The organism is Shewanella decolorationis, assembly GCF_004354305.1.
In the GTDB taxonomy this organism is placed as follows: domain Bacteria; phylum Pseudomonadota; class Gammaproteobacteria; order Enterobacterales; family Shewanellaceae; genus Shewanella; species Shewanella decolorationis.
Genome location: NZ_CP037898.1, coordinates 2,220,038 through 2,244,301, shown reverse-complemented (window position 1 = coordinate 2,244,301; position 24,264 = coordinate 2,220,038). Strand labels below are relative to the sequence as shown.

The 24,264-nt window shown below is 48.0% G+C and carries 18 protein-coding genes; 13 read left to right on the top strand and 5 right to left on the bottom strand.

Going from position 1 to position 24,264, the window contains the following annotated elements:
- Positions 1–181: 181 nt before the first annotated feature.
- Genes EYR25_RS10235 through napB form a run of 5 tightly spaced genes read left to right on the top strand, consistent with a single transcriptional unit; the run spans position 182 to position 5,142 of the window.
- Positions 182–466, top strand: a complete 285-nt coding sequence (locus EYR25_RS10235) for a chaperone NapD (RefSeq protein ID WP_023266838.1) — start codon at positions 182–184, stop codon at positions 464–466.
- On the top strand, positions 463–2,943 hold the full coding sequence (gene napA / locus EYR25_RS10230; RefSeq protein ID WP_133179866.1) for a nitrate reductase catalytic subunit NapA: 2,481 nt from the start codon (positions 463–465) through the stop codon (positions 2,941–2,943). The genes EYR25_RS10235 and napA overlap by 4 nt, the downstream gene beginning before the upstream one ends.
- A 50-nt stretch (positions 2,944–2,993) precedes the next feature.
- The gene (gene napG, locus EYR25_RS10225; RefSeq protein ID WP_088210212.1) at positions 2,994–3,728 is read left to right on the top strand and encodes a ferredoxin-type protein NapG; all 735 of its coding nucleotides are present in this window, start codon (positions 2,994–2,996) and stop codon (positions 3,726–3,728) included.
- Positions 3,725–4,714: a quinol dehydrogenase ferredoxin subunit NapH gene (napH, locus tag EYR25_RS10220; protein ID WP_133179864.1), complete on the top strand. Its 990-nt coding sequence runs from the start codon at positions 3,725–3,727 to the stop codon at positions 4,712–4,714. The genes napG and napH overlap by 4 nt, the downstream gene beginning before the upstream one ends.
- Entirely contained in the window at positions 4,711–5,142 is a 432-nt protein-coding gene (gene napB / locus EYR25_RS10215; protein ID WP_133179862.1) for a nitrate reductase cytochrome c-type subunit NapB, read from the top strand. Before napH ends, napB begins: the two co-directional genes overlap by 4 nt.
- A 254-nt stretch (positions 5,143–5,396) precedes the next feature.
- Here napB and EYR25_RS10210 read toward each other — a convergent pair whose 3' ends face one another.
- Positions 5,397–5,549: a hypothetical protein gene (locus EYR25_RS10210; protein WP_011621497.1), complete on the bottom strand. Its 153-nt coding sequence runs from the start codon at positions 5,547–5,549 to the stop codon at positions 5,397–5,399.
- Between the two features lie 94 nt (positions 5,550–5,643).
- Here EYR25_RS10210 and EYR25_RS10205 point away from each other — a divergent pair, with 94 nt between their 5' ends.
- The gene (locus EYR25_RS10205; RefSeq protein WP_133179860.1) at positions 5,644–6,525 is read left to right on the top strand and encodes a LysR family transcriptional regulator; all 882 of its coding nucleotides are present in this window, start codon (positions 5,644–5,646) and stop codon (positions 6,523–6,525) included.
- A 213-nt stretch (positions 6,526–6,738) separates the two neighbouring features.
- Here the strand turns inward: EYR25_RS10205 and fusA are convergent, their stop codons facing one another.
- The 3 genes from fusA to EYR25_RS10185 all read right to left on the bottom strand — a co-directional run bounded on the left by fusA (position 6,739) and on the right by EYR25_RS10185 (position 15,472).
- On the bottom strand, positions 6,739–8,832 hold the full coding sequence (fusA, locus tag EYR25_RS10195) for an elongation factor G (protein ID WP_133179858.1): 2,094 nt from the start codon (positions 8,830–8,832) through the stop codon (positions 6,739–6,741).
- 450 nt (positions 8,833–9,282) lie between these two features.
- Positions 9,283–10,731 (bottom strand): diguanylate cyclase, encoded by a 1,449-nt coding sequence (locus EYR25_RS10190; protein ID WP_133179856.1) that lies wholly within the window; start codon positions 10,729–10,731, stop codon positions 9,283–9,285.
- A gap of 187 nt (positions 10,732–10,918) precedes the next feature.
- Entirely contained in the window at positions 10,919–15,472 is a 4,554-nt protein-coding gene (locus tag EYR25_RS10185; RefSeq protein WP_133179853.1) for an ATP-binding protein, read from the bottom strand.
- A 122-nt stretch (positions 15,473–15,594) separates the two neighbouring features.
- Between EYR25_RS10185 and EYR25_RS10180 the strand changes: the two genes are divergently transcribed.
- Positions 15,595–16,506 (top strand): LysR family transcriptional regulator, encoded by a 912-nt coding sequence (locus tag EYR25_RS10180; RefSeq protein WP_133179851.1) that lies wholly within the window; start codon positions 15,595–15,597, stop codon positions 16,504–16,506.
- A gap of 299 nt (positions 16,507–16,805) precedes the next feature.
- On the opposite strand, the gene EYR25_RS10175 is transcribed toward EYR25_RS10180, so the two are convergent.
- Complete coding sequence (locus EYR25_RS10175; RefSeq protein WP_133179849.1) at positions 16,806–17,603, bottom strand: OXA-48 family class D beta-lactamase OXA-1435; 798 nt, start codon at positions 17,601–17,603, stop codon at positions 16,806–16,808.
- Between the two features lie 370 nt (positions 17,604–17,973).
- Between EYR25_RS10175 and EYR25_RS10170 the strand changes: the two genes are divergently transcribed.
- The 6 genes from EYR25_RS10170 to EYR25_RS10145 all read left to right on the top strand — a co-directional run bounded on the left by EYR25_RS10170 (position 17,974) and on the right by EYR25_RS10145 (position 24,046).
- Entirely contained in the window at positions 17,974–19,131 is a 1,158-nt protein-coding gene (locus EYR25_RS10170) for a periplasmic peptidase c15 superfamily (protein ID WP_023266850.1), read from the top strand.
- A gap of 166 nt (positions 19,132–19,297) precedes the next feature.
- Positions 19,298–19,909: a SprT family zinc-dependent metalloprotease gene (locus tag EYR25_RS10165; protein ID WP_133179847.1), complete on the top strand. Its 612-nt coding sequence runs from the start codon at positions 19,298–19,300 to the stop codon at positions 19,907–19,909.
- Positions 19,910–20,035: 126 nt separating this feature from the next.
- Positions 20,036–20,812, top strand: a complete 777-nt coding sequence (endA, locus tag EYR25_RS10160; protein ID WP_133179845.1) for an endonuclease EndA — start codon at positions 20,036–20,038, stop codon at positions 20,810–20,812.
- 8 nt (positions 20,813–20,820) lie between these two features.
- Positions 20,821–21,552 (top strand): 16S rRNA (uracil(1498)-N(3))-methyltransferase, encoded by a 732-nt coding sequence (gene rsmE / locus EYR25_RS10155; protein WP_133179843.1) that lies wholly within the window; start codon positions 20,821–20,823, stop codon positions 21,550–21,552.
- An 84-nt stretch (positions 21,553–21,636) separates the two neighbouring features.
- Positions 21,637–22,584: a glutathione synthase gene (gene gshB, locus EYR25_RS10150; protein WP_023266854.1), complete on the top strand. Its 948-nt coding sequence runs from the start codon at positions 21,637–21,639 to the stop codon at positions 22,582–22,584.
- Between the two features lie 73 nt (positions 22,585–22,657).
- On the top strand, positions 22,658–24,046 hold the full coding sequence (locus tag EYR25_RS10145; RefSeq protein ID WP_133179840.1) for an alkaline phosphatase: 1,389 nt from the start codon (positions 22,658–22,660) through the stop codon (positions 24,044–24,046).
- The last annotated feature ends 218 nt before the right edge of the window (positions 24,047–24,264 follow it).

Here is a 24,264-nt window from a genome sequence, read left to right as displayed (position 1 = left end):
AATTTCAAACTGAGAGTTAGATCACGCGCAAAACTTTGATCCCGATCGACTATCCCCTCCAATACCTCTTGTGAGGTATACCCACATTTTTTATCAGGTCTAGACTCGCAGTTATCCACATTTAGTTGTAGCGATTTGTTGCTGGAACAACTGAGTGAATCTCAAGATAAAGGTTACCGCTATGAGTCAGGAATACCATGTCACCAGCCTCGTGGTACATGCCGCCCCTAATGCCTTGCAACAGGTTGAGACCGATATTGCTGCGTTAAAAGGCTGCGATATCCACGCCATTTCACCCGAGGGCAAGTTTGTTATTACCCTCGAAGGGAATAGCCAAAAAGCCATTCTAGACAATGTTGAAGCCATCAATGCCCTGTCCGGCGTGTTATCCGCCAGTTTGATTTACCACCAAGTAGAACCCCTAGAACAAGAACTGTTAGAAAAAAAGAGTGAGGAAACACTATGAGCATTAGCCGCCGCGAGTTTCTCAAGGCTAACGCAGCGGTTGCCGCTGCCACGGCCGTTGGCGTCACGCTTCCCGTTAAAATGGTCGAAGCCGCCGAGTCAGATAACATTAAGTGGGATAAAGCTCCCTGCCGTTTTTGCGGTGTGGGTTGTAGCGTATTAGTCGGTACCAAAGCGGGTAAAGTCGTCGCCACTAAGGGCGATCCCGAAAGCCCAGTAAACCGTGGCTTGAACTGTATTAAGGGTTACTTCCTGTCGAAAATCATGTACGGCAAGGACAGATTAACCACACCATTACTACGCATGAAAGATGGTAAATACCACAAAGAAGGCGAGTTTACCCCTGTAAGTTGGGATGTTGCCTTCGATACTATGGCCGCTAAGTGGAAACACAGCATCGCCACTAAGGGACCAACATCAGTCGGTATGTTCGGCTCGGGCCAATGGACCATCTGGGAAGGTTATGCCGCCTCAAAATTACATAAGGCCGGATTCTTAACCAATAATATCGACCCTAACGCCCGTCACTGTATGGCATCGGCCGTGGGTGGCTTTATGCGTACCTTCGGTATCGACGAGCCGATGGGCTGTTACGATGACTTAGAAGCCGCCGACCAATTTGTGCTCTGGGGCGCTAACATGGCCGAGATGCACCCGATCCTCTGGGCGCGCTTATCCGACCGCCGCTTAAGCCACAAAGACTGCCGCGTACATGTGCTATCCACCTTCGAGAACCGCAGCTTCGACTTAGCGGACAACCCAATGGTGTTCCGCCCACAGTCAGACTTAGTGATCCTCAACTTTATTGCTAACTACATCATCCAACACAAAGCCGTGAATACCGACTTTGTGACTAAACATACTAAGTTTGCCCTTGGTGTGGATGATATCGGTTATGGTCTGCGCCCAGATCATCCGTTAGAGAAGAAAGCCAAAAACCCAGGCAATGGTAAATCTAGCCCTATCAGCTTCGATGAATACGCTAAGTTCGTCAGCACTTACACGCTGGAATATGCGGCGAAAATGAGTGGGGTAGAGCCTGAAAAATTAGAAACCTTAGCTAAGGCCTATGCCGATCCTAAGGTCAAAGTCATGAGTCTGTGGACCATGGGGATCAACCAACACGTACGTGGCGTGTGGGCAAACAACATGCTCTACAACATCCACTTACTCACAGGTAAAATCGCCACCCCAGGCAACAGCCCATTCTCCTTAACGGGCCAACCTTCGGCCTGTGGTACCGCCCGTGAAGTCGGCACCTTCGCCCACCGCTTACCTGCGGATATGGAAGTGGCTAACGATAAACACCGCGCCATTACAGAAAAACTGTGGCAGGTACCAGAAGGCACAATTCCGCCAAAACCTGGCTTCCATGCCGTGCTGCAAAGCCGCATGCTTAAAGATGGCAAGCTCAACTGCTATTGGACCATGTGCACCAACAATATGCAGGCGGGTCCGAACATCAACGATGAAATTTACCCCGGTTTCCGTAACCCAGAAAACTTTATCGTGGTATCCGATCCTTACCCAACCGTCACCGCCATGGCTGCCGACTTAATTCTGCCCACCGCCATGTGGGTTGAGAAAGAAGGTGCCTACGGTAACGCCGAGCGCCGCACCCATATGTGGCATCAACAGGTCAAAGCGCCTGAAGGTGCTAAGTCGGATCTATGGCAATTAGTCGAATTCTCAAAACGCTTTAAAGTGTCTGAAGTGTGGCCTGCTGAGCTTATCGCTAAACAGCCTGAATACGCTGACAAAACCCTTTATGAAGTGCTGTTTGCCAACGGCGTCATCAACAAGTTCCCAACCACAGATTGTAAGGGCGACTTGAACGATGAAAGCGCGCACTTTGGCTTCTATCTACAAAAAGGCATTTTCGAAGAATACGCCGCCTTCGGTCGTGGCCATGGCCATGACTTAGCCGACTTTGACCGTTACCACGAAACCCGCGGCCTACGTTGGCCAGTGGTTGAGGGCAAGGAAACCCTGCGCCGTTTCGTGGAAGGTAGCGATCCCTATGTGAAGGCAGGTGAAGGCTACAAGTTCTACGGCAAACCCGATGGCAAAGCGGTGATTTTCGCCCTGCCCTACGAACCTGCGGCAGAAGAGCCAAATGAAGAATACGATCTGTGGATGTCTACCGGCCGTGTACTCGAACACTGGCATACAGGTTCGATGACCGCCCGTGTACCTGAGCTGTACCGCGCTTACCCCGATGCACAAATCTTTATGCATCCTGAAGACGCTAAGGCCCGTGGTCTACAACGTGGTGATGAAGTGCTAGTCGCGTCTCCCCGTGGTGAGGTCAAAACCCGTGTCGAAACCAAAGGCCGTAACAAACCTCCACGCGGCGTGGTGTTTATGCCCTTCTTCGATGCGCGTCAGTTAGTTAACAAGCTGATTCTGGATGCGACCGATCCACTGTCAAAAGAAACTGACTTTAAAAAGTGTCCCGTAAAAGTGATGAAGGCCTAAGCCTCATTTGATAGCGATAAGCGTATTTGAAAGCGATTAAGGAGTCTAAGGTGAGTCAGCAAGTGAAGAGTCCATTCACAGTCAAGCAAGTCAACCGTCGCCAATTTTTGGCCACGACGGCTAAGGCTGGCTGCGTGATGGGGCTCGTGGGATTAGGCTTGACGGCCACGGCAAAAAGCCAAGGCCAACTCGCCCCCCAAGCTTGCAGACCGCCCGGAGCCCTTGAAGAAAGTGATTTTCTCTCAGCCTGTGTGCGTTGCGGTTTGTGTGTCGAGGCTTGCCCCTACGACACCCTATCGCTGGCACGTTGGTTCGATGGTGCAGCCACTGGCACACCATTCTTTACCGCAAGACGCATTCCATGCGAAATGTGTGAAGATATTCCTTGCATCAAAGCCTGCCCTTCGGGCGCGCTTGACCCTCAACTTGAGCAAATTAGCGACGCTAAGATGGGGGTTGCGGTACTGATCGATGAGAAAAACTGCCTTAACTTTAAGGGATTACGTTGTGACGTCTGTTATCGGGTTTGTCCGTTAATCGACAACGCCATCACCTTAGAACGCCAACGCAATCAACATAGCGATCACCACGCGATGTTTTTACCCACAGTCAACAGCGATACCTGCACGGGTTGCGGTAAATGCGAGCATGCCTGCGTGCTCGACACGGCCGCGATTAAGGTGTTACCGACCGCTCTTGCACTCGGTAAAGCGGCGGCGCATGACACTTATATCAACACTGAGGAAACCACCTTAGAGATGTTGAATAAGGGGCTGACGTTATGAGCAACAAGTCTATGAATAACCAGAAGGTGAACTCAAAAGCTAAGGCTCACATGCCAGGCGAACATGCCGCAGCCATAGCAGAACTCGGATGGTTTGGCGCACACAAATATTTGCTGCTACGCCGCGCAGTGCAATTTGGCTTATTAGGCCTATTTGCACTGGGGCCACTTTTGGGAATTTGGCTATTTAAGGGAAATTTATCGGCCAGTTTACTGCTCGATACTATTCCCTTTGCCGATCCACTAGTGAGCTTACAAATGCTCATTAGCGGGCATATTCCCGAGCTTAGCCTACTGATAGGCGCAGCTTTGATCATACTGTTTTATGCCCTCGCTGGTGGCCGGGTGTTTTGCAGTTGGGTGTGTCCAGTCAATCTGGTTACCGATGCCGCAAGCTGGCTCAGACGTAAATTGAACCTTCCTCGCAGCAGCGAGTTACCGCGCAATTTACGTTATTACCTGCTGGCACTCGTGCTGTTATTGCCACTGCTCACGGGCAACTTGATTTGGGAATGGATTAACCCTGTCCCCTTAGTCTATCGCGCCGTGTTATTTGGCAGTCTCAGTGGTTTATGGATCTTAGCGGCGATATTTCTGCTGGATCTGTTTATCGCCGAGCGCGCGTGGTGTGGTCACCTGTGTCCAACAGGCGCCCTGTTTGGCTTAATCGGCAAATGGAGCCCCATCAAAATCGTCGCCAGCAAAGCCAGTGCCTGTGATAACTGCATGGACTGCTTTGCTGTTTGCCCCGAGCGCCAGGTATTAAAGCCGGCGTTAAAAGGGCAAAACCCGGTGATCACTAGCCCTGACTGCACCCAATGCGGTCGCTGTATCGATGTCTGCGCACAACGCGTATTTCGCTATCAAACACGCTTTACGGCCTGTCAGGCTCAACTTAGTACAGGCGATTCGACCGATTGTCAGTCGCCATTAACCACTTCACCAATTCGTCAACACATTGCCCCCAAGGCGGAGAATGACCAATGAAAAAAATACTCACCTTAGCTGCGATTGTATTAGCCATCGGCGGCTGCTCAGGCCAACAAGCAGACACGCAAGCCACACCCGTAAACATTAAATCCCTCGCCGGCGATAGCGCGGTGACCGATATTCGCCCTGCTGATGCCATGCCCATCTACCCAAGCCGTGGCAAGGCGTTAGAGCGCAGCTTTACCGATCAACCGCCACTCATTCCCCATAAGGATGATTACAAAATCACTATGGATAAGAATGGCTGTTTAACCTGCCACAACTGGGATAAAGCCCCACGGATGAAGGCTACGCCAGTGGCGAAATCCCACGTTATCGACGATAAAGGCACGCTCAATGGCCATAACTATTTCTGCACCCAGTGCCACGTGGCACAGGCAGAAAACAAGGCGCCTTTAGTCGAGAATAAGTTCTCAAATCAATAACACAGCACTTCCCAGCCCACCAAAGCCACTGCTAACCCAGTGGCTTTTTATTCTCCGTAATAAAACCTCAGCGCTAAGCTTTGCCCGTTCAGTGTTTAAAGCATAGTGTTAAGAGCGCAGCTAAAACTGAAGAGTTAGGCGAAGAAAGTGAAATGCAGAGACAAAACAACTGTGCAATAAGATAGGAAATCAGGGAAAGAAAACTGGCTTGAAGATGAAGCGAATAAGAAACGACCTAAAAGTAAAAACCCAGCCTAGGCTGGGTTTACTTGTTGTTTTGCTTTATGCAAATCACCCGCTGGAGCCGTTAATCTGGTTTGCGCCGCTTTAGCAGTTTGCACATTCTTTGCTTCAGGCATCGCCGCCTGCCACAAAGCACCTACCCATAAACTCGATGTGGATTTCATTGGTTATTCCCCTTTTCTGTTAACAAGCTCAAAGTAATACTTAGGCCATCATCAGTAAAATGAATTAACGCCATACAATGGATTCCATTTAAGCATGAACATTCCAATCAAGACCTTGCAATGTTTTCTGACCTTAGTCGAAACGGAAAACTTCACCCGAGCCGCGGAAAAATGCTTTATCACCCAGCCTACGCTCAGCAAGATCATCCAAAGGCTCGAAGAGAGCTTAGGAGAAACGCTGCTTATCCGAAACAATCAAAAGGTCGAGTTGACCCAAGCTGGTCAAATCTTTGAGCACAGCGCGCGGGAGATCCTCGGTCAATGGCATAGATTGCAGGAGGATATGAGTAACTTAAGCGGACTAAAAACGGGACGATTAAGATTAGGCGTCTGCCCTATGATGAGCAGTTTAATTATCGGACTACTGACCAGTTACCGGAAACGCTATCCCGGGGTTGAGCTGCAAATGTATGAATACGGCGGCTTTGGTTGTGAACAAGCGCTGCTGAATAACAGCTTAGACATCGCCTTTACCGCGCTGCCAACCACCCATGAGACTGAGTTGGTTAACCAACCACTGACTAAATACCCGCTCTTAGCTTGCTTACCTGAAGGACATCCGCTTGCTGCTAAATCTCACCTCAGCTGGCAGGATTTTGAACCCTATCCCTTTATTCTCTATAACGAAGATTTCTCCTTGGCTAAGCTAATCAGTCGCCTGAGTCGCAAGGCTGGAGTGCAATTGAATATCGCATTTCGCAGTGGTCAATGGGATTTTCTGGCGACCATGGTCGAAGCCGATATGGGGCTTGCCATATTACCCGAACCCATTTGCCAAAAACTCAGCACCAGTAAGTTGTTGTTTAGACCCATGCAACCCGCATTAACCTGGGATTTAGCACTGATTTGGCGGCAAAATCTGCCTTTAACCCCTGCGGCCAATGCGTTACTGGAATTAAGCAAACAGAAAGCCTGAATGCTGAATGCTGAATGCTGAATGCTGAATGCTGAATGCTGAATGCTGAATGCTGAATGCTGAATGCTGAATGCTGAATCTTTGACCGTCAACCGTCAACCGTCAACCGTCAACCGTCAACCGTCAACCGTCAACCGTCAACAAGCATCGTCCATAAAAAAACCGCTGTAAGCCTTGGCTTAACAGCGGTTTCTAATTAGAGGAAGTTAAGAATTACTTCTTAGCTTCAGCAGCTTTACGCTCTTTAACTTGCTCAACAACTTTGTCCGCAACGCTGTTTGGACATGGGCTGTAGTGAGAGAACTCCATAGAGAACTGACCACGGCCTGAAGTCATAGTACGTAGAGAACCGATGTAACCGAACATTTCTGATAACGGAACGTCAGCCTTAACGCGAACACCAGTTACACCAGCAACTTGGTCTTTGATCATGCCACGACGACGGTTTAAGTCACCGATTACGTCACCAACGTTGTCTTCTGGGCTGAACACGTCAACTTTCATGATTGGCTCAAGCAGTTGTGGTTTAGCTTTAGCAATAGATTGACGGAATGCCGCTTTAGCAGCGATTTCGAACGCGATTGCTGAAGAGTCAACTGCGTGGTAAGCACCGTCAGTCAGTTCGAACTCAACGTCTAACACTGGGAAGCCAGCGATAGTACCTGTGTTCATCATGCTCGCGAAGCCTTTCTCAACTGCTGGCCAGTATTCCTTAGGAACGTTACCACCAACAACTGAAGACTTGAACACGAAGCCAGAGTTTGGCTCACCTGGGCGGATGATGTATTCGATCTTACCGAATTGACCAGAACCACCAGATTGTTTCTTGTGGGTGTATTGGTCTTCAACCATTTGAGTAATGGTTTCACGGTATGCTACTTGTGGTTCACCCACGATCAGCTCAACACCGTAAGTACGCTTCAGGATGTCCACTTTAATGTCTAAGTGCAGTTCACCCATACCTTTAAGGATGGTTTCACCTGAATCTTCGTCAGTTTCTACGCGGAATGATGGATCTTCAGCGATCATCTTACCGATAGCGATAGCCATCTTCTCGCTGCCGCCTTTATCTTTTGGCGCTACTGCGATAGAGATAACTGGCTCTGGGAACACCATGGCTTCCAGAGTACATGGGTGCTTAACATCACACAGAGTGTGACCAGTTTGAACGTTCTTCATACCCACGATAGCGATAATGTCACCAGCTTCAGCTGATTCAATTTCGATACGATCGTTTGCATACATTTCGCACATACGGCCGATACGCTCAGTCTTACCAGTTGCACTGTTAAGAATGGTGTCACCTTTCTTCAGGCGGCCAGAGTAAATACGTACGAAGGTCAGGGCACCGAAACGGTCGTCCATGATCTTGAACGCTAATGCTTTTAATGACTCGTCAGCAGAAACGATAGCGTATTCGCCAGTTTCGTTACCTTCTTCGTCAGTTAAAGGTTGTGGATCAACTTCGTTTGGCGCTGGCAGATAGTCAACAACCGCGTCAAGAACCAGTTGCATACCTTTGTTCTTGAATGCAGAACCGCAGAATGTTGGGAAGAATGCCATAGTACGAGTACCCTTACGGATACAACGCTTCAGATCTTCAATAGATGGCTCTTCGCCTTCCATGTATGCTTCTAACAGCTCGTCATCTTGCTCAACGGCAGTTTCGATCAGCATTTCACGGTATTCTTCAACTAAGTCAACCATGTCCGCAGGAACATCTTTCACTTCGAAGTTTTCTGGAACACCAGAATCATCCCATACGTAAGCTTTGCGAGTTAACAGGTCAACTACACCGCAGAACTCGTCTTCAATACCGATTGGCAGAACCATAACCAGTGGGTTAGCAGCTAAAACGTCTTTAGTTTGCTTAACAACACGTAAGAAGTCAGCACCCATACGGTCTAACTTATTTACGAAAATGATACGAGCAACTTCAGATTCGTTAGCATAGCGCCAGTTAGTTTCTGATTGAGGCTCAACACCACCAGAACCACAGAATACAGCGATACCGCCGTCAAGAACCTTCAGAGAACGGTAAACTTCAACGGTGAAGTCAACGTGCCCAGGGGTGTCAATAACGTTGAAACGGTGTTCTTTCCAGAAGCAGCTTACTGCAGCTGATTGAATGGTAATACCGCGCTCAGCTTCCTGAACCATGAAGTCAGTTGTTGATTCACCATCGTGAACTTCACCGATCTTATGGATTTTACCGGTTAGCTTAAGAATACGCTCGGTGGTCGTGGTTTTACCCGCGTCAACGTGAGCGAAGATACCAATGTTTCTGTATTTGGATAATTCGGTCATGATTCAACTTTAATGATTAGTTTAAGAAGTAGACGGAGTATGCGACAAACCACCGACACACCGCACATCAGATTATTTTAGGCGCATATTGTAAATTGGAACCCCGCTGCGCGCAAATGGCTCTTGCAATTTTTCACGATAAAGTCGCGGAAAAAATTAAAAAAAAATCAGAAAAATATTTGAAAACAATTAAATAAAAAAATTTAGCTCAATATTCAAACAATTAATAAAAACCTTAAAAATAAGTGTGTTTTTACTGATATTGATGTTTTTCCGTGCTTTAACGGTGCATTAATCGCAAAAAACTAGCCCTCAGACGATGCGCCTATTGGCTATATTCCCGTGAAAATAGGTTAGATGAGCAGGGTTTGTAGGATAAAAACCTCGATTTCCGAATAAAATTCACCATGAGCATTAAAAATCCGGTTTATTCATCACGCTCAACACCTGCTAGAGGTGGGTCTCATCAACGCAAACCTGATTTCGCCCCAGAGCTTTAGCCTGATACAAGGCTTTGTCTGCCCGTTCAAAACACGACTGCATAGGTTCATTTGCGGCTAATTTGGCAATACCAAAACTACAGGTAAGCTGCACATCACCACTAAATTGATATTCTTTGATAGCAAAGGCTATTCGCTGACACAATGATTTAACGGCATCGACAGATGTTTGGTGACAGAGGATCACAAACTCTTCCCCGCCCCAGCGTGCAACCACATCACTTTCGCGCACACAGTGCTGTAAGACTTCTGATAATTCCTTTAAAATACTATCGCCAATCGAATGCCCTAAAGTGTCATTGATCTCTTTGAAAAAATCGATATCTATCATCACTAAGCAAATGGAACTTTCAGGGGAAAGAGTTAACCGATTGTCGTGCACAAACTGGCGGTTAAAATAATGTCGATTATAAAGTTTAGTCAGCGGATCATGGGTGGATAAAAACTCAAGCTCGGCATTACTCTGCTCTAATTGCAAACGTAAAACCTCAAGTTGCTGGTTTTTATCGGTTAAACGGCGGTTGTAACGACTGATAGTATAAGTACGGATTGCAAGTAAGAAGATCACCAACAAGGTTGCAGCAATCACTTGATAAATAAGTAAATAATTTGTCTCATCTATGATCGCAATATTATTCCATTTTTGATAAATCCTAATCCGCTCAAGCTCGTCAACATTATCTAGGACTTGATTAATAATCGGCAGCAGCCCCTCATGACCTAAGCCCACCCCCACACGCAGTTCATCTTCTGGCCCGCCCCATCCCGCAATTTTAAGATGGTTAAATCCCGTTTGCTGAATATAGGCGTTTACCGAAAACATTGACCCAACAAAAAGATCGACTCTTTTATCTAAAACGGCTTCAAGTCCTGCAGGCTCACTCGCAACCGTTATGGTGCGGACGCTGGGGTAGTAATGCTGAATATATTCTGCCAAACGATACCCCTTAGGCACAGCGAGTGTGCGCGAGCCTATATTTTCAAATCCTTGTAAAAAGGGTTGATCCTTAAGGGAAACGAGTACATTGGGAGAGCGAAAATATACATGACTAAAATGCAGGAACTGCTCCCGGGAAACCGTTTTATTCAGTAATGGAGTTAAATCACAACGCCCTGATTGCAAAAAACTTAGGGTTTCGGTCCATGAGGAGGTAGGAACCAAACTGAATTTTAGTGATGAATGCGATTCAAGATAACGAATATAGTCCGATGAAATCCCAACATGCTTCCCTTCACGAATGGCTTCATAGGGTAGCCAATTGGGATCGACGCAATAGCGAACTAATTGAGTACTATTAAGTGAATCATCGGCTTTTAAATTACTTGCAGCCAAACGATTTGCACTCACAGATAAAGGTGAGCATATACAGAGGAAAATAATCCAGAATCTGTAACCCATGTAACGTCTCAAAGACCCGCAGTCATTTGCCTAGTTAAGGTAAAAAAATTGTATACGTGATATTAAGATAATACCAATACACCAAACTTATGCGTGTAAATAATCCAAGACTCGAACTTTGGCTCTAGGGCGCAAAAAAATACCCGCCAATTGGCGGGTATTACGTTTAAGCAGACTGCTTGACAGATTAGTCTTCTACGGGCGATACCACGAAGAGTAAGTCACCTTGCGATACTTGCTGACCATTGCTGTTCAGAATACGCTCAATACGGTACTTCTTATCTTCTGGGTACAGTACAGCGCCTTGACGGTTGAAGCCGGCTAAGTTCACTTGTGAGAACATCTTCATCGCTTCAGTTAACGCAAGCGTCTGATCTGCAGTCACAATATCACCTTCTTTCACGAAATCAGGTTCGCCTGGAGCAGGAGAGGTATAGAAAATACCTGCGCCTTGGGCTAATACTTTCAGCTCGTTACTTTCACCAACACGCAGTGACTCAGTGTCTACACCCACGGTTTCGGCAGCCGCTTCCATTTCAGCGATCAGCGCTGGAATGTCGAGCTCAGCCATAAAGCGTGGCAGGTAGTTAGTGTCGTATACGCCTTCTTTGAAGGTGCCATCGCTTAGGATTAGTTTCAGCAATGGAATGTTAGTCGCGATACCTTTGAGTACTACGCTATCTAAGTAAGCGTGCAGTTTCGCGATAACGTCTTCACGGTTTTCACCGCGCATAATCACCTGAGCGATTAAGCTGTCGTAGTATGGCGATACTTCTTTACCTGGGGCGGCAATCGAGATGATTTCCACATCTGGATGATCTGGGAATACACATTCGGTGATCTTGCCAGGATTTGGGATCAGTTGCAGTACACCATGGCTGTCCAATGCTGCTTTTTCTGCAGTCACACGCACTTCCATCGCATAACCGATTTCTTTCGGCTCGAGGTTCTCGATAGAACGGCCAGCCGCGATATCAAACTGCGCGCTTACGATATCGATACCAGAAGTCGCTTCCGTTACTGGATGCTCAACCTGCAGACGGGTGTTCATTTCCATGAAGTACACTTCGTTCGCATCTAAGTTATAGATGAACTCAACGGTACCTGCGCCCATGTAATCGGTCGCATCACCTAAAGCACGGGTGTAATCCAGCACTTGTTTCTTCAGTTCTTCTGGCAGCATAGTTGAGCCAGATTCTTCAACCACTTTCTGGTTGTTACGTTGTACTGAACAGTCACGTAAACCCAGCACCTTAGCGTTGCCGAACTTGTCACGCAGTAACTGCACTTCGATATGACGCAGTGAGGTTACATATTTCTCTAAGTACAGGTCGCCGTTACCAAAGGCCGCAGCCGCTTCGGTAGAGGTTTTTTGGAATAAACCAATCATATCCTCAGGACGTTTAACGACCTGGATACCTTTACCGCCACCGCCTTGTACCGCTTTAAGCAGCACTGGGTAACCAATTTCATTAGCCACGTTCACCGCTTGCTCTGCGTTCGTCAGAATACCGTGTGAACCTGGTACTACTGGTACGTTTTGGCTTTGTGAAGTCTTAATCGCGTTCGACTTGTTACCCATAGTCGTCATTGAATGCACGCTAGGACCAACGAAGTTAACCCCATTGTTCACACACAATGCCGCAAATTGTGGGCTTTCAGACAGGAAGCCGATACCTGGGTGCAGAGCGTCAACTTGCTCGTATTCGGCCACTTTCAACACTGAGTAAGCGTTCAGATAACTTTCGTCAGAGGTGTTACCCCCTAAGCAGACTAACTTGTCTGAGTCCTTCAGCATATCCGCAGGTACGGCGGTCATGTCAGGATCTGACGCCACTAATACCACGTTGATATTGTTATCGTGAGCCTTACGGATCAACTTAACAGCGGTACAACCACGGGCATGAACCAATACTTTGTTAATTGGTTTCATTAACTTGCGTGGGTCGTTTTGGACAATCACTTCTTCTTCAACAGGCGCTTCAACAACCAGTGTTGATAGGGCGTTGATGATCACGTCATTGATCTTCGCCGTTGGCATTGGCATCAGAGGATCGATACTCGCCAATTGATTATCTAAGGTTTCGCTAAATGGGTTGTGGACTAAGCCCGCCATTGCACCTGGTACTTTCGACAAGTAGTTAGACAGTGTCGAAGTCGAAGGCAAGTAAGCAGGAACCACCATTTGACCCGCGAATGGCATGTTAGTACCAGACAGGTAGTAGGTTTGCACTAATGGGTGAGTCACGAAACTCGCCTGTGCACCACCGGTACAGTCACCAAAACCAAACATCAGTACTGGCAATTCGTTGTCACGGATAAAACGAGTGATACGGTCGTTCACAACAGCCATTGAGAACAGTGCCGCCGCACCTTCTTTGGTTTGCATACCGCCAGAGCTGATAAAGCAAACAACAGGTAGCTTACGCTTAGCACACTCGATCAGCAGCGCAGAGAATTTCTCAGCACTCGCCATATCGAAGGCACCCGCTTGGAATGCAGTGTTAGACACAGCTACACCCACACGAACTTTTTGACCTTTCTCTTTAAAGTCAGCAATACCGGTGATCAGACCGCAAGGACGAATACCTTTATCTAACGCATCTTCGATTGAGAGACGGAAACCAGGGAAGTTGAGTAAGTTGGCTGACATTTTGTCGCCATTGATTTCTTCAAAATGAGTGAAGAATTGCTTAATCACATTTTCCCATGTCATCTTGCCGGCACGTTTTTCATCACGTAATACTTTTTGGATCAGTAAGTCCTGATAACCCATGGTCAAGCGGTTCCAGAAGTCCTTACGACGACCGATACGCACAGGGTTAATCGCACCAGTATACTTGCTGGTATCGCTTTCACTGTCGAAGTATTCAGGCAGTAAACGCTCGAAGAAGTAAGTCAGGATAACGAATAAACTGTCGTTAAGTTGTGGGAAGCCCACACTCTTCCACTGCTCTACACGCACCAGCAAGTCGGCACGGTTAGATTGGCTCATAAAATATTTAAGCCACTTGTAGAATTTCGCTTTATCGTTAGCGGTATCCTGAGTCGACAGCGCATGGTCAATTGACTTGTGCAGCAGGTTGTTCACTGAATTGCGCGACAAGCTCTTAGACATCATGGCTTCTTTCGCGATAGACGCTAAGCTGCCCACAACGTTGTCGTACAGTGAGTTAAAGATCAGGATGTTATGACATTGCCAAATGAAGTCTTCACGCAGTTCGTCGTTCACAACCACATCGAGCACAGTCAGTTGATTCAGTTCAGGCCACTTGGCTTGAGTCACTGACTTTGGCAGATTTTCAAGGTGCTGGATTAAGCCCTTGAAGTTGTTTGCCGCGTTGCTCTTCCAGCGGTGATATAGAGACCAACCGATGTTAAATAACAGCGCCTTACGTGCTTTTTTGTAGTTCTCTTTTGGTTCACCCAAAATCAAACGCGTCAGCATGTTACGCTCGGTAGACACTTCATCGCGCTTGGCAATAAAGTTCGCCCACAGCTTGTTTAGATCTTCATCGTAAACCAGCTTATCAGGGCTTGATAACCAAGCTTGGAATACACGGTCTTGCTCTTGCTGGATACGTGCTAACAAGTCACCTTCAGGCACGCTAACACGTGACAAACGTCCGTATTGCTCCTGAGAGATTGAATGAATGCGGCTACGCAGCGTTAAATAACGCAGGTAACGGTAAGCACTACCAAACAGGTTGTGATGGTTAGTTGGGCTAGTTGCTACAGCCAATTCCGCGTTTAACTCTAACGCCATCAGATTTTTAGATGGGTTGAGGAAACGCGCTAAACTGCGGTCATAGTGCTCACGTAAATCTTTAGATTCACGCACAAAGTTGATGGCTGCACGTTCAACCGCTTCGATACTGCTGATGATAGCGCGGCGTAAATTGTGCTGACGCTCGTCACGGTCACCTGGAGAGAAATCGATGATGCCATCGATACAACCCGCGGTGTAAAGCTCTTCTGGAGACACGCCCACAGACTTAGCACATTCCTGCCATGACAGGTTGTACTTACGTGCAATACTCTGCAGACCTTGTGGCTGAATGGTGTTGAAAATACCATCGCGCAGCGATAACAGGATGTTGGCCGCCGCTAATGGAATCGCACCGCCCGAGTAACCCGCACCGATAACGATACCGACTGTCGGCACGTCAACGTTGGCACTCTCAGCGATCGCCTTAGAAATAGAATGAGCTTGGTTTTGGCTGTTGGCCACTTCGCCCGCATCGGCCCCTGGGGTGTCGATAAGGTAAACGATAGGCATAGACAATTCGGCAAAGTGACGAATCGCTTTACAGGCCGCGTAGTGATGCTCAGGCATCCAAGCGCCGTTAGCCGTGGTACGCTCTTGGGCAATAAAACCGATACGACGAGTACGTGAACCGAAATTCAGCTCGACCTCAGCGCTGTAGAAAGAGCCCAAGTGAGTTTCGGTAACCAAGCGACCTTTCAGGTCAGCAATGATACGTTTCGCACCAGGACGACCTTTATCTTGGGTCGGCTGGATCACTTTTGCGACGTAACCATCGACATCTAACGATGCCAAGTCTTTTAAATTTGCCTGAATGGCATCATCGTTTAAAAGACCTTTAATTTCTTCTGATAAGCTCTGTTTACTGTGTTTAGGAAACAGAGAAAAATCTTTTGCCAAATGCTCGGCTTGTAAAAAAAGCGGATCGGGCGTTTGGGCTTGAGTCATGTGTGTGGGCTGATTATTGCTGGTCATCAAAAGATCCTCTGCTTTAGCCTCTGAAAATTTTTAGCCAATAAATATAACTTTGTTATCCCGCCAAATGCCATTAAACTGCATAAGACGCTATGTTCCAAATATGAGACAGTGGGAAAAACATGCCAGATTTAAACGGTATGATGCTATTTGCAGCCGTAGTTAGAGCGAAGGGATTCTCCCAAGCTGCACGTGAAACAGGCCACCCAAAATCCACCATAAGTCGCAAAATCGCGCAGCTCGAAGAAGAACTTGGCGTGCGATTATTACAACGCGACACCCGCAACTTAAGCCTGACTCAAGTCGGGGCCCTCTTTTATCAACACTGTGATTCCATTCGCAATGAGGTGGAAGCGGCCAAGGCGGTTATCGAGAGTACCCATGATGATGTGTCAGGATCATTACGGATAGCTATTCCAGTCTCTTTTAGCCAAGAATTAATCGCTAACCTCTGTAGCGGATTCATGCGTTTATATCCCAATGTGGAATTGGATGTCCAGTTTACCGACAACGATATCGGTTTAGTGGGTGAAGGATATGACATAGCTATCAAATATGGACCACTGCAATCCTCTGATCTTGTTGCAAGATTACTGTTCGAGCGCCAACCGATTCTCGTGGCAAGCCCAGCCTATTTAAAAATGCGTGGCACGCCTGCAACGCCAAAAGAACTCAGTGAGCACAGTGGCATTTTACTGGGTACGTCACGCTCAGCGCCTATTTGGCCCCTAGGTAAAGGCGCGCGTAAGACCATGGTAAATTTTCAACGTAAGGTTAGGGTTAATAGCCCTATAATGGTCAAGCAGTTAGCCCTAGATGACTTTGGCATTGCCATGCTGTCCAATTCCGCCTGCAAGACAGAATTGGCGAATGGACAACTGGTTCCCATACTACAAGAATGGCCAATTGAACCTTTTAAGGTGTATGGGGTGTATTCGAGCCGTCGCCAATTAGCCACCAATATCAGTGCTTTTTTGGACTTTTTCGTTAAACGCTTTAGTAGCCAAGAAAGCCTGCAATCCTTGATGGGCTAAACGCTTTAGCACGGCGGTCTTCTCCTTTCCTTACGTCGCCACGCCTTTACTCACACCACCATTGTGAACACCTATTTTTCTGGGATTACAAAAGCCTAGCGAATTTGCTAGGCTTTTTGCGTTTAGGAATGTGATGCTAATGCTCAGGCTGAAAGTTAACGCGGGGAGCTTAAGTCGATTGTGCCTGACCGAATTAAACATGAGCCATTAGCGATAAGCACATCGACTATAAGTATTTTGTCCATATAACTTTACAGCTTATATGACGGCTATTTCACTCAAATATGCAATAACCACTTCTAGGGAATAATTTTTTCCTGCTTCAGCACTTCTTTAGTGATGGTTTGACGCAGTCCTAAACCATCTGAAGTTGGCATATCCATGTTAGTCGCGAAGAACCATACATTATCATCGAGTTCGACCCAACCCACCCACCAACCGATTTTGGGCTCAATTCTGACCGAATAACCGGTTTTAGCCCGAATAATATAATCGGCATTCGCCTCGGTCAGCATGGCTTGTTTAACGATGCGCTGACTCCGCTCCGAGACATGCAACTTGTTGTGGTACAGCTTGCGTAAAAATTCGATTTGCTGGATGGCCGAAATCCGAATACCACCATCGAGCCAAAAAGTATCTAAATTGCCCGAAATATCCTCATTGCCATAATCGAAGGCCTGCAGCATTTTACTCATACGCGCCTCGCCAATTTGGCGGGCAAATTCTTGATACACAGGCACAACCGAATATTTCATCGCGGTAATTAAGTCATGGTCGCGGTTCCAAGCGGCGATATCCCGCGTCTGTCCATCCCATTTAAAGACTTGGTGCTCATCCTTCACCACACCTAAATCGAGTGCAATCAGGCTATTGGGAATTTTAAAGGTCGATGCGGGTAAAAATGCTTGGTTCGCCCGTTTAAGATCGTTGGTATATCCCTGCTGTTTATTCTCGTTCCAGAGTACAACCACGCCTTGGGTTTTATGTTCTGTAAAGTGAGTATTCCAACTCTGAGTTTCTTGCCACTCTTTTGCTTCCGCAGGCATTCCGATAATCGATGCCACTAACAACACAGCCGATAAGGCTAATGCACGCATAAGGTCCCCTTGCTCAAGGCAATAAATCCATAAAAATAAGGCGTTAAGGTTACCACTGTCTCGGCCCGCTTTCCCTAGCAAACTGCTGACCAATTGTGGCAGAAAAAAGGCACGCAGCTAAAGCGAGAGATTGCCAATGCTTGCAGTCAACGAAACGAACTCACAACCTAAAAACGCCACTTAGATAACATCTATATACAAAACAGGAATAAGATCCTCGAATCACTTTAGGTAAACTCTTATACTCAAAGCAATCATTGTGACTTTTTGGCATAAGTTGCATCCGCTCTAGGATGAAGCAAACCAGAACGCCTTAGGAACATCGCCCTTTTCCAGCAAAATAAGTGATTAAAATAAAAAGGAAACGCCAATGTTAAAGCCCAGTCTCGCTTTTATCCTCGCCAGCACAGTGGTGCAAACCGCAGCTGCCGTACAACTCCTAGGAGATGTGGAAGTTTCCCGCATTCCCACCGCTGAAAAAGCCATGGCAGAGGTGGTCAATCGCTATCAAGCCTTGGATGAAGGCTTGGCTAATCAATTATCTGCACAGAAGAATGAGCGCGATGCAACCCAACTTGCCGCGCGCCAGGGACACAGACTGTGGCAACAGGCGGTGCGTGATGTGCAGTCAGGGCACTTTGACGACAGATCCCTCTATTGGGCACGACTTGCAATGTTAAATAGCCTGAAAAACAACAGTGCTAGTTTCAAAATGGCCGATTGGCAACAGCAGATTTTAGCCAGCGCCGTCGAAAAGGCATCTCGCGGTTTTAGCGATATCCAATACGATGACGATGTGCAGATAAAAATCTTCCTAACGGGATTCGACCCTTTCTTCCTCGATAAAGACATCAGCCAGAGTAATCCTTCGGGTTTGGTTGCTCTCGCCCTCGATGGTTTTAGGTTTGATATCAACGGCAAAAAAGCCCAAATCGAAACCGCGATGATCCCGGTACGCTTCGAGGATTTTGACCAAGGCATTATCGAGTCGCTACTCAGCCCGATTTATCGCGATCCTAAAACCCAGTTTGTCTTTACCGTTAGCATGGGCCGAAGTGACTTTGATATTGAACGCTTCCCCGGCCGTAACCGTAGCGCCGCCGCACCGGATAACCAAAATCTGTATACAGGTGGGAGCAAAACCGCACCTGTCGCCCCCAAACTCAACGGTAAAGACTTTATCGGCCCAGAATTTGTTGAATTTTCACTGCCCGTCGCCGCCATGCAGGTCAAAGACGGCCAATGGAAAGTCAACGACAACCATACAGTGACGACCCTAGCGCGCGGCGAATTTAATGCCAGCTCCCTAAGCGAGCTGCAAAATGAAACCTCGGTCGAAGGTTCTGGCGGTGGTTATCTCTCTAATGAGATTTCCTACCGCGCCATTGTGTTACAGCAAAAGTTCAACAGCCCTGCCAAGGTTGGCCATATCCACACCCCGAGGGTGAAGGGCTACGACAACGCCACCGAACAAGCGATTGTCGAGCAAGTACGCATTATGGTGATGCAGGCCGCAGCGAGCCTGTAACAAGCGCAATACTGGCATTGTCGGCAAGCGTTAGTTATGATGCAAACGCTTGTCGAGCCATCTAGAATAAGGGCTTTGGACTCGTGAAATCCGAATAGATGCCTTGAAATAGCGAGATATATTGTTTACTTGATGCTTTGCAGAATAAGAGTTAACGCCTAAGTCTATGTTTAACCCGAGATCCATACTCAATAGCCTGCGCCGTAAAGCCATCTCACCCGCGAGTATCACACCGACTGTGGCCAATACGGCGAAAGCCAACACGCCCCAACGCCAGCCAAAGCCACTGACACCGCTGCAGCAACAAATCCTGGTACGCATCGAAGACTGTTACCAGCAGGCGGAAATCTACTTTAAGCGCACATTTGCGCGGCCGCAGACCCAATTTACCCTACGTGGACGTAGTGCTGGCACGGCGCATTTGCAACAGAATCGCCTGCGCTTTAACCCCGTATTACTCAGGGAAAACAGCGAAGCCTTTTTAGCCGAAGTGGTACCCCACGAAATCAGCCATTTACTCTGCTTCCAACTCTTTGGCAAAACCAAACCCCATGGCCGCGAGTGGCAATCCATCATGCTCAAGCTGTTTAAAGTGAGCCCCAATACCACCCACAGTTTCGATACTCAGTCGGTTAAAGGGAAAGACTTTGAGTACCGCTGCGCCTGCGGCCCGGTTCGGTTGAGTATCCGTCGTCATAATAAAGTGCTGCGTGGCGAAACCCGTTATCTGTGTAAACGCTGCCATACCCACCTCACCTTTACCCAAGCAGCCGAATAATCCGCAAAACACAAAATCCTCGGCCAAAAGTACGAGCGATTTGCATAAGGCGCGGTATTTCCCTTACCATTCAGGCATAAGAGACGAGCCACAGGCTCGCGTAGTACAGATCACTTTTTGGGATAAATATTGAACAACACCAAGATAGCCTTAAGGTCTCGGCAAGCCTTGCTGTGCCTATTCAGTTGGCTGGCGGTTTCGGCCTCGGTCCATGCCTCTCCTTCGCACCCCAGTAGTTTTAGTCAAGCCAAGGTATTGTCCCAATCCTTATATCAAGGCAGCCGTCAGGGCACGTTACCCGCGGTCAGTTTTTATTGTGGCTGTGATATCCAAATAAAGGGCAAATCCTGGAAGCCCGATCTCAACAGCTGCGGCTATCAAGTGCGTAAACAAGAGACCCGCGCCAACCGTATCGAGTGGGAGCATATAGTCCCGGCGTGGGAGTTTGGTCACCAATTACAATGCTGGCAAAAGGGCGGCCGTAAAAACTGCGCCGATAACAGTAAGGAATTCAATAAAATGGAAGCGGACATGCACAATCTGGTGCCCGCGATTGGTGAGGTGAACGGCGATCGCAGCAACTTCCGTTTTAGCCAATGGAACGGTAAGGCCGACCAATATGGCCAATGCACTATGGTCATCGACTTTAAGAATCGCCAAGCCCAGCCGCCCGCCAATGCCCGAGGCAAAATAGCCCGCACTTACCTGTATATGCAGCAAACCTATGGCCTTAAAATCGCCTCGCAGCAATTAAAATTGTTCAAAGCATGGGATAAAAGCTATCCAGTTGATACTATTGAATGCAAACGCGATAACGCCATAGCGCAGATCCAAGGTAATCATAATCCCTTTGTGCAGAATGCCTGTAATGCGCCGCCACTGCGCCAACAATTAGCCGAATAAGGTCGACAATGAGAGTTCCAAGAATTTATCAAACTCAACCATTAGCCGTAAATCAACAGCTGAATTTAGATGAGGATGGCGCAGCCCATATTGGCAAAGTGCTACGCATGGGCAGTGGCGAACACATTAGCCTGTTTAATGGCGATGGTCATGATTATCTTGCCGAAATTGTCGATTCGGGTAAAAAGTCGGTCACGGTAAAAGTGCTGTCCTGCGAGGCCAATCCCTCGGAGTCGCCCCTCAACCTGCATTTAGGCCAAGTGATTTCCCGCGGCGATCGGATGGAGTTCACCATTCAAAAATCCGTTGAGCTAGGGGTGAATACTATTACGCCACTGTTTTCTGACCGCTGCGGCGTCAAGCTCACAGGTGAGCGTCTCGAAAAGAAAATTCAGCAATGGCAAAAGATTGTGATCAGCGCCTGTGAGCAATCTGGTCGTAGCCAAGTGCCTATCGTTCGCCCCGCCATGGAATTACAGGAATGGTGTAGCGAACCGACTAGCGCACTCAAACTCAACTTGCACCCAAGGGCGGCGCACGGTATCAATGGCTTAGACTTATCCCATACCCGTGTACGCCTGCTGATCGGCCCCGAAGGGGGATTATCGGCGGAAGAAATCGCCATGACGGAAACCTACCAGTTTACCGATGTGTTACTCGGCCCCCGAGTGCTGCGCACCGAAACCGCCTCACTCACGGCGATTACCGCGCTGCAACTTAGATTTGGTGACTTAGGGTAAAGGTTAACCGCTAACTAGCGAATCGATTACTGGCTAATCCATAAATGTTTTTGCCTGCAACGGCAATCAATAAGGAACAGATTAATGATAAAACTCGGCATAGTGATGGACCCCATCAGTGAGATCAACATTAAGAAAGACTCCAGTTTTGCCATGCTAATGGCGGCGCAAGAAAGGGGTTACCAACTGTTTTATATGGAAATGGCCGACCTCGCCATGGTCAACGGCGTTGCCATGGGTAATATGCGTCCATTAAAAGTCATCAACGATGCCAATAAATGGTTCGAACTGGGAGACGCCCAAGATACGCCGCTGAGCGAGCTTAACGTAGTGTTAATGCGTAAAGACCCGCCGTTCGATACCGAATTTATCTACGCCACTTACATGCTAGAGCGTGCCGAAGAGCAAGGCGTGTTAATTGTGAATAAGCCGCAAAGCCTGCGCGATGCCAACGAGAAGCTATTCACCGCATGGTTTAGCGAATTTACGCCAGAGACCATAGTAACCCGCGATGCCAATCGCATTCGCGCGTTCCACCAAGCCAAGGGCGACATTATCCTCAAGCCATTAGATGGCATGGGTGGCACCTCGATTTTCCGCGTGAAGCAGGACGACCCTAACCTTGGGGTGATCATCGAAACCTTGACCCAATACGGCAACCAATACGCCATGGCGCAGGCCTTTATTCCTGAAATTACCAAGGGCGATAAGCGCATTCTGGTGGTTGACGGTGAGCCCGTGCCCTACGCCTTGGCGCGTATTCCGAAAAAAGGCGAAACCCGCGGTAACTTGGCCGCAGGCGGCAGCGGTGTTGCCCAGCCGTTATCTGACTCAGATTGGAAAATCGCCCGCGCCATTGGCCCAGAGCTGAAAAAACGCGGCCTAATTTTTGTGGGTCTGGATGTGATTGGCGACAAGCTGACCGAGATTAACGTCACTAGCCCAACCTGTATCCGTGAAATCCAAGCAGCATTCGATGTGGACATTACTGGCATGCTGTTCGATGCCATCGAAGCCCGTCTTGCCCAGTAAGCTTTTACACCTACAAGATAATATTATTCATTGAAGGCGCCCACAGAGCGCCTACGACTTCTAGGGATCTGATATGAGTTTCACCAAAGCGCCACTGTTATTGCTTGGTATGAGTGTATGGCTCTCCACCTCTGCATTGGCAGTTGAAGCAGGAGCGAATGAGACTGGCCCAGTTAAAGCCCCCTCACGCCCCAAAAATATTGTGATCATGATTGGCGACGGCATGGGGCCTTCCTACACCAGTGCTTATCGTTATTACAAAGACAATCCAGATACCGAAGAAGTCGAACAAACCGTGTTCGACCGTTTATTGGTTGGCATGGCGAGCACTTATCCCGCTAACGTGAGTGGTTATGTGACCGACTCTGCGGCCGCTGCAACAGCCCTCGCGACTGGAGTTAAATCCTATAATGGCGCTATCTCGGTCGATACGCAAAAACAGCCATTGCCCACCATACTCGAAAAGGCCAAAACCTTAGGCTTGAGCACGGGTGTAGCGGTCACATCACAAATCAACCATGCCACACCAGCGGCTTTCTTATCCCATAACGAGAGCCGTAAAAATTACGATGCACTGGCATTAAGTTATCTTGAAACCAACGCCGATGTGTTTTTAGGTGGCGGACAAAAATACTTTCCCCCAGAGCTGTTAGCCCAGTTCACCGCCAAGGGTTATCAACACATTACCCGCTTTGACGATCTGGCCAGCATTACCCAGCCTAAGGTCTTAGGTTTGTTTGCCGAAGTGCAACTGCCTTGGGCTATAGATGAGAAAGATGCTAAAAAACTCAGCACCTTGACTCAAAAAGCCCTCAGTTTACTGTCGCAAAATGAGCAAGGCTTTGTGCTACTGGTCGAGGGTAGCCTTATCGATTGGGCGGGACACAACAATGATATCGCCGCCGCCATGGGCGAAATGGATGAATTTGCCAATACGATTGAAGTCGTCGAGCAATTCGTACGCCAAAATCCCGATACCTTAATGGTGATCACCGCCGACCATAACACCGGTGGGTTATCGATTGGCGCCGATGGCAATTACAACTGGAATCCAGAGATCCTACGTAATATCTCGGCCAGCTCCGACACCTTAGCTCAAGCCGCCCTTGGCGGTGATACTTGGCAAGCCGACTTATCCCGTGGGTTAGGCTTTGAATTGACCGAAGAAGAAGTGGCTAAGTTAAATGTTGCCAGAATGCAGGGTTTAGAAACCATGGCCGTTGCGATTCGCCATGTGATTGATAAACGTACCGATACGGGTTGGACGACCGGCGGCCATACGGGGACCGACGTGCAAGTCTTTGCCGCAGGCCCAGCCTCTGAGTTATTTAACGGTCATCAAGACAACACAGATATCGCCAATAAGATTTTTAGCCTGTTACCTAAGCCTAAAAAGCCAAAAGCCCCCGCACAGGTATCAACTCCAGCACCAGCACCTACACCTGCGCAACCTCAAGGCTAATTTACTGCTATTGGCTAGGGATAAGGGATAAGAGATAGCCCACGCGAATATCGCACTGGCTAACAGATAAAAGGCAACCGTGTTAACACTGTTGCCTTTTTTATTGACTTTCTTCCAGCACCGTTAGAGTGAGCGCAGTGTTGCAGCATCCCTTAAGTCGGCGGCTTGCAGGCTGGCTCGCAGCCGAATAAGGGGTATAATGCCCGCACTTATTTTTT

Bases quoted from the DNA above. Each gene is read 5' to 3' on its own strand.
- EYR25_RS10205 (WP_133179860.1), top strand. From the start codon at position 5,644: ATGAACATTCCAATCAAGACCTTGCAATGTTTTCTGACCTTAGTCGAA.
- EYR25_RS10145 (WP_133179840.1), top strand. From the start codon at position 22,658: ATGAGTTTCACCAAAGCGCCACTGTTATTGCTTGGTATGAGTGTATGG.
- EYR25_RS10210 (WP_011621497.1), bottom strand. From the start codon at position 5,549: ATGAAATCCACATCGAGTTTATGGGTAGGTGCTTTGTGGCAGGCGGCG.
- EYR25_RS10170 (WP_023266850.1), top strand. From the start codon at position 17,974: ATGTTAAAGCCCAGTCTCGCTTTTATCCTCGCCAGCACAGTGGTGCAA.
- EYR25_RS10190 (WP_133179856.1), bottom strand. From the start codon at position 10,731: ATGGGTTACAGATTCTGGATTATTTTCCTCTGTATATGCTCACCTTTA.
- napA (WP_133179866.1), top strand. From the start codon at position 463: ATGAGCATTAGCCGCCGCGAGTTTCTCAAGGCTAACGCAGCGGTTGCC.
- napH (WP_133179864.1), top strand. From the start codon at position 3,725: ATGAGCAACAAGTCTATGAATAACCAGAAGGTGAACTCAAAAGCTAAG.
- fusA (WP_133179858.1), bottom strand. From the start codon at position 8,832: ATGACCGAATTATCCAAATACAGAAACATTGGTATCTTCGCTCACGTT.
- EYR25_RS10175 (WP_133179849.1), bottom strand. From the start codon at position 17,603: ATGCGTGCATTAGCCTTATCGGCTGTGTTGTTAGTGGCATCGATTATC.
- napB (WP_133179862.1), top strand. From the start codon at position 4,711: ATGAAAAAAATACTCACCTTAGCTGCGATTGTATTAGCCATCGGCGGC.
- EYR25_RS10185 (WP_133179853.1), bottom strand. From the start codon at position 15,472: ATGACCAGCAATAATCAGCCCACACACATGACTCAAGCCCAAACGCCC.
- EYR25_RS10235 (WP_023266838.1), top strand. From the start codon at position 182: ATGAGTCAGGAATACCATGTCACCAGCCTCGTGGTACATGCCGCCCCT.
- EYR25_RS10165 (WP_133179847.1), top strand. From the start codon at position 19,298: ATGTTTAACCCGAGATCCATACTCAATAGCCTGCGCCGTAAAGCCATC.
- gshB (WP_023266854.1), top strand. From the start codon at position 21,637: ATGATAAAACTCGGCATAGTGATGGACCCCATCAGTGAGATCAACATT.
- rsmE (WP_133179843.1), top strand. From the start codon at position 20,821: ATGAGAGTTCCAAGAATTTATCAAACTCAACCATTAGCCGTAAATCAA.
- EYR25_RS10180 (WP_133179851.1), top strand. From the start codon at position 15,595: ATGCCAGATTTAAACGGTATGATGCTATTTGCAGCCGTAGTTAGAGCG.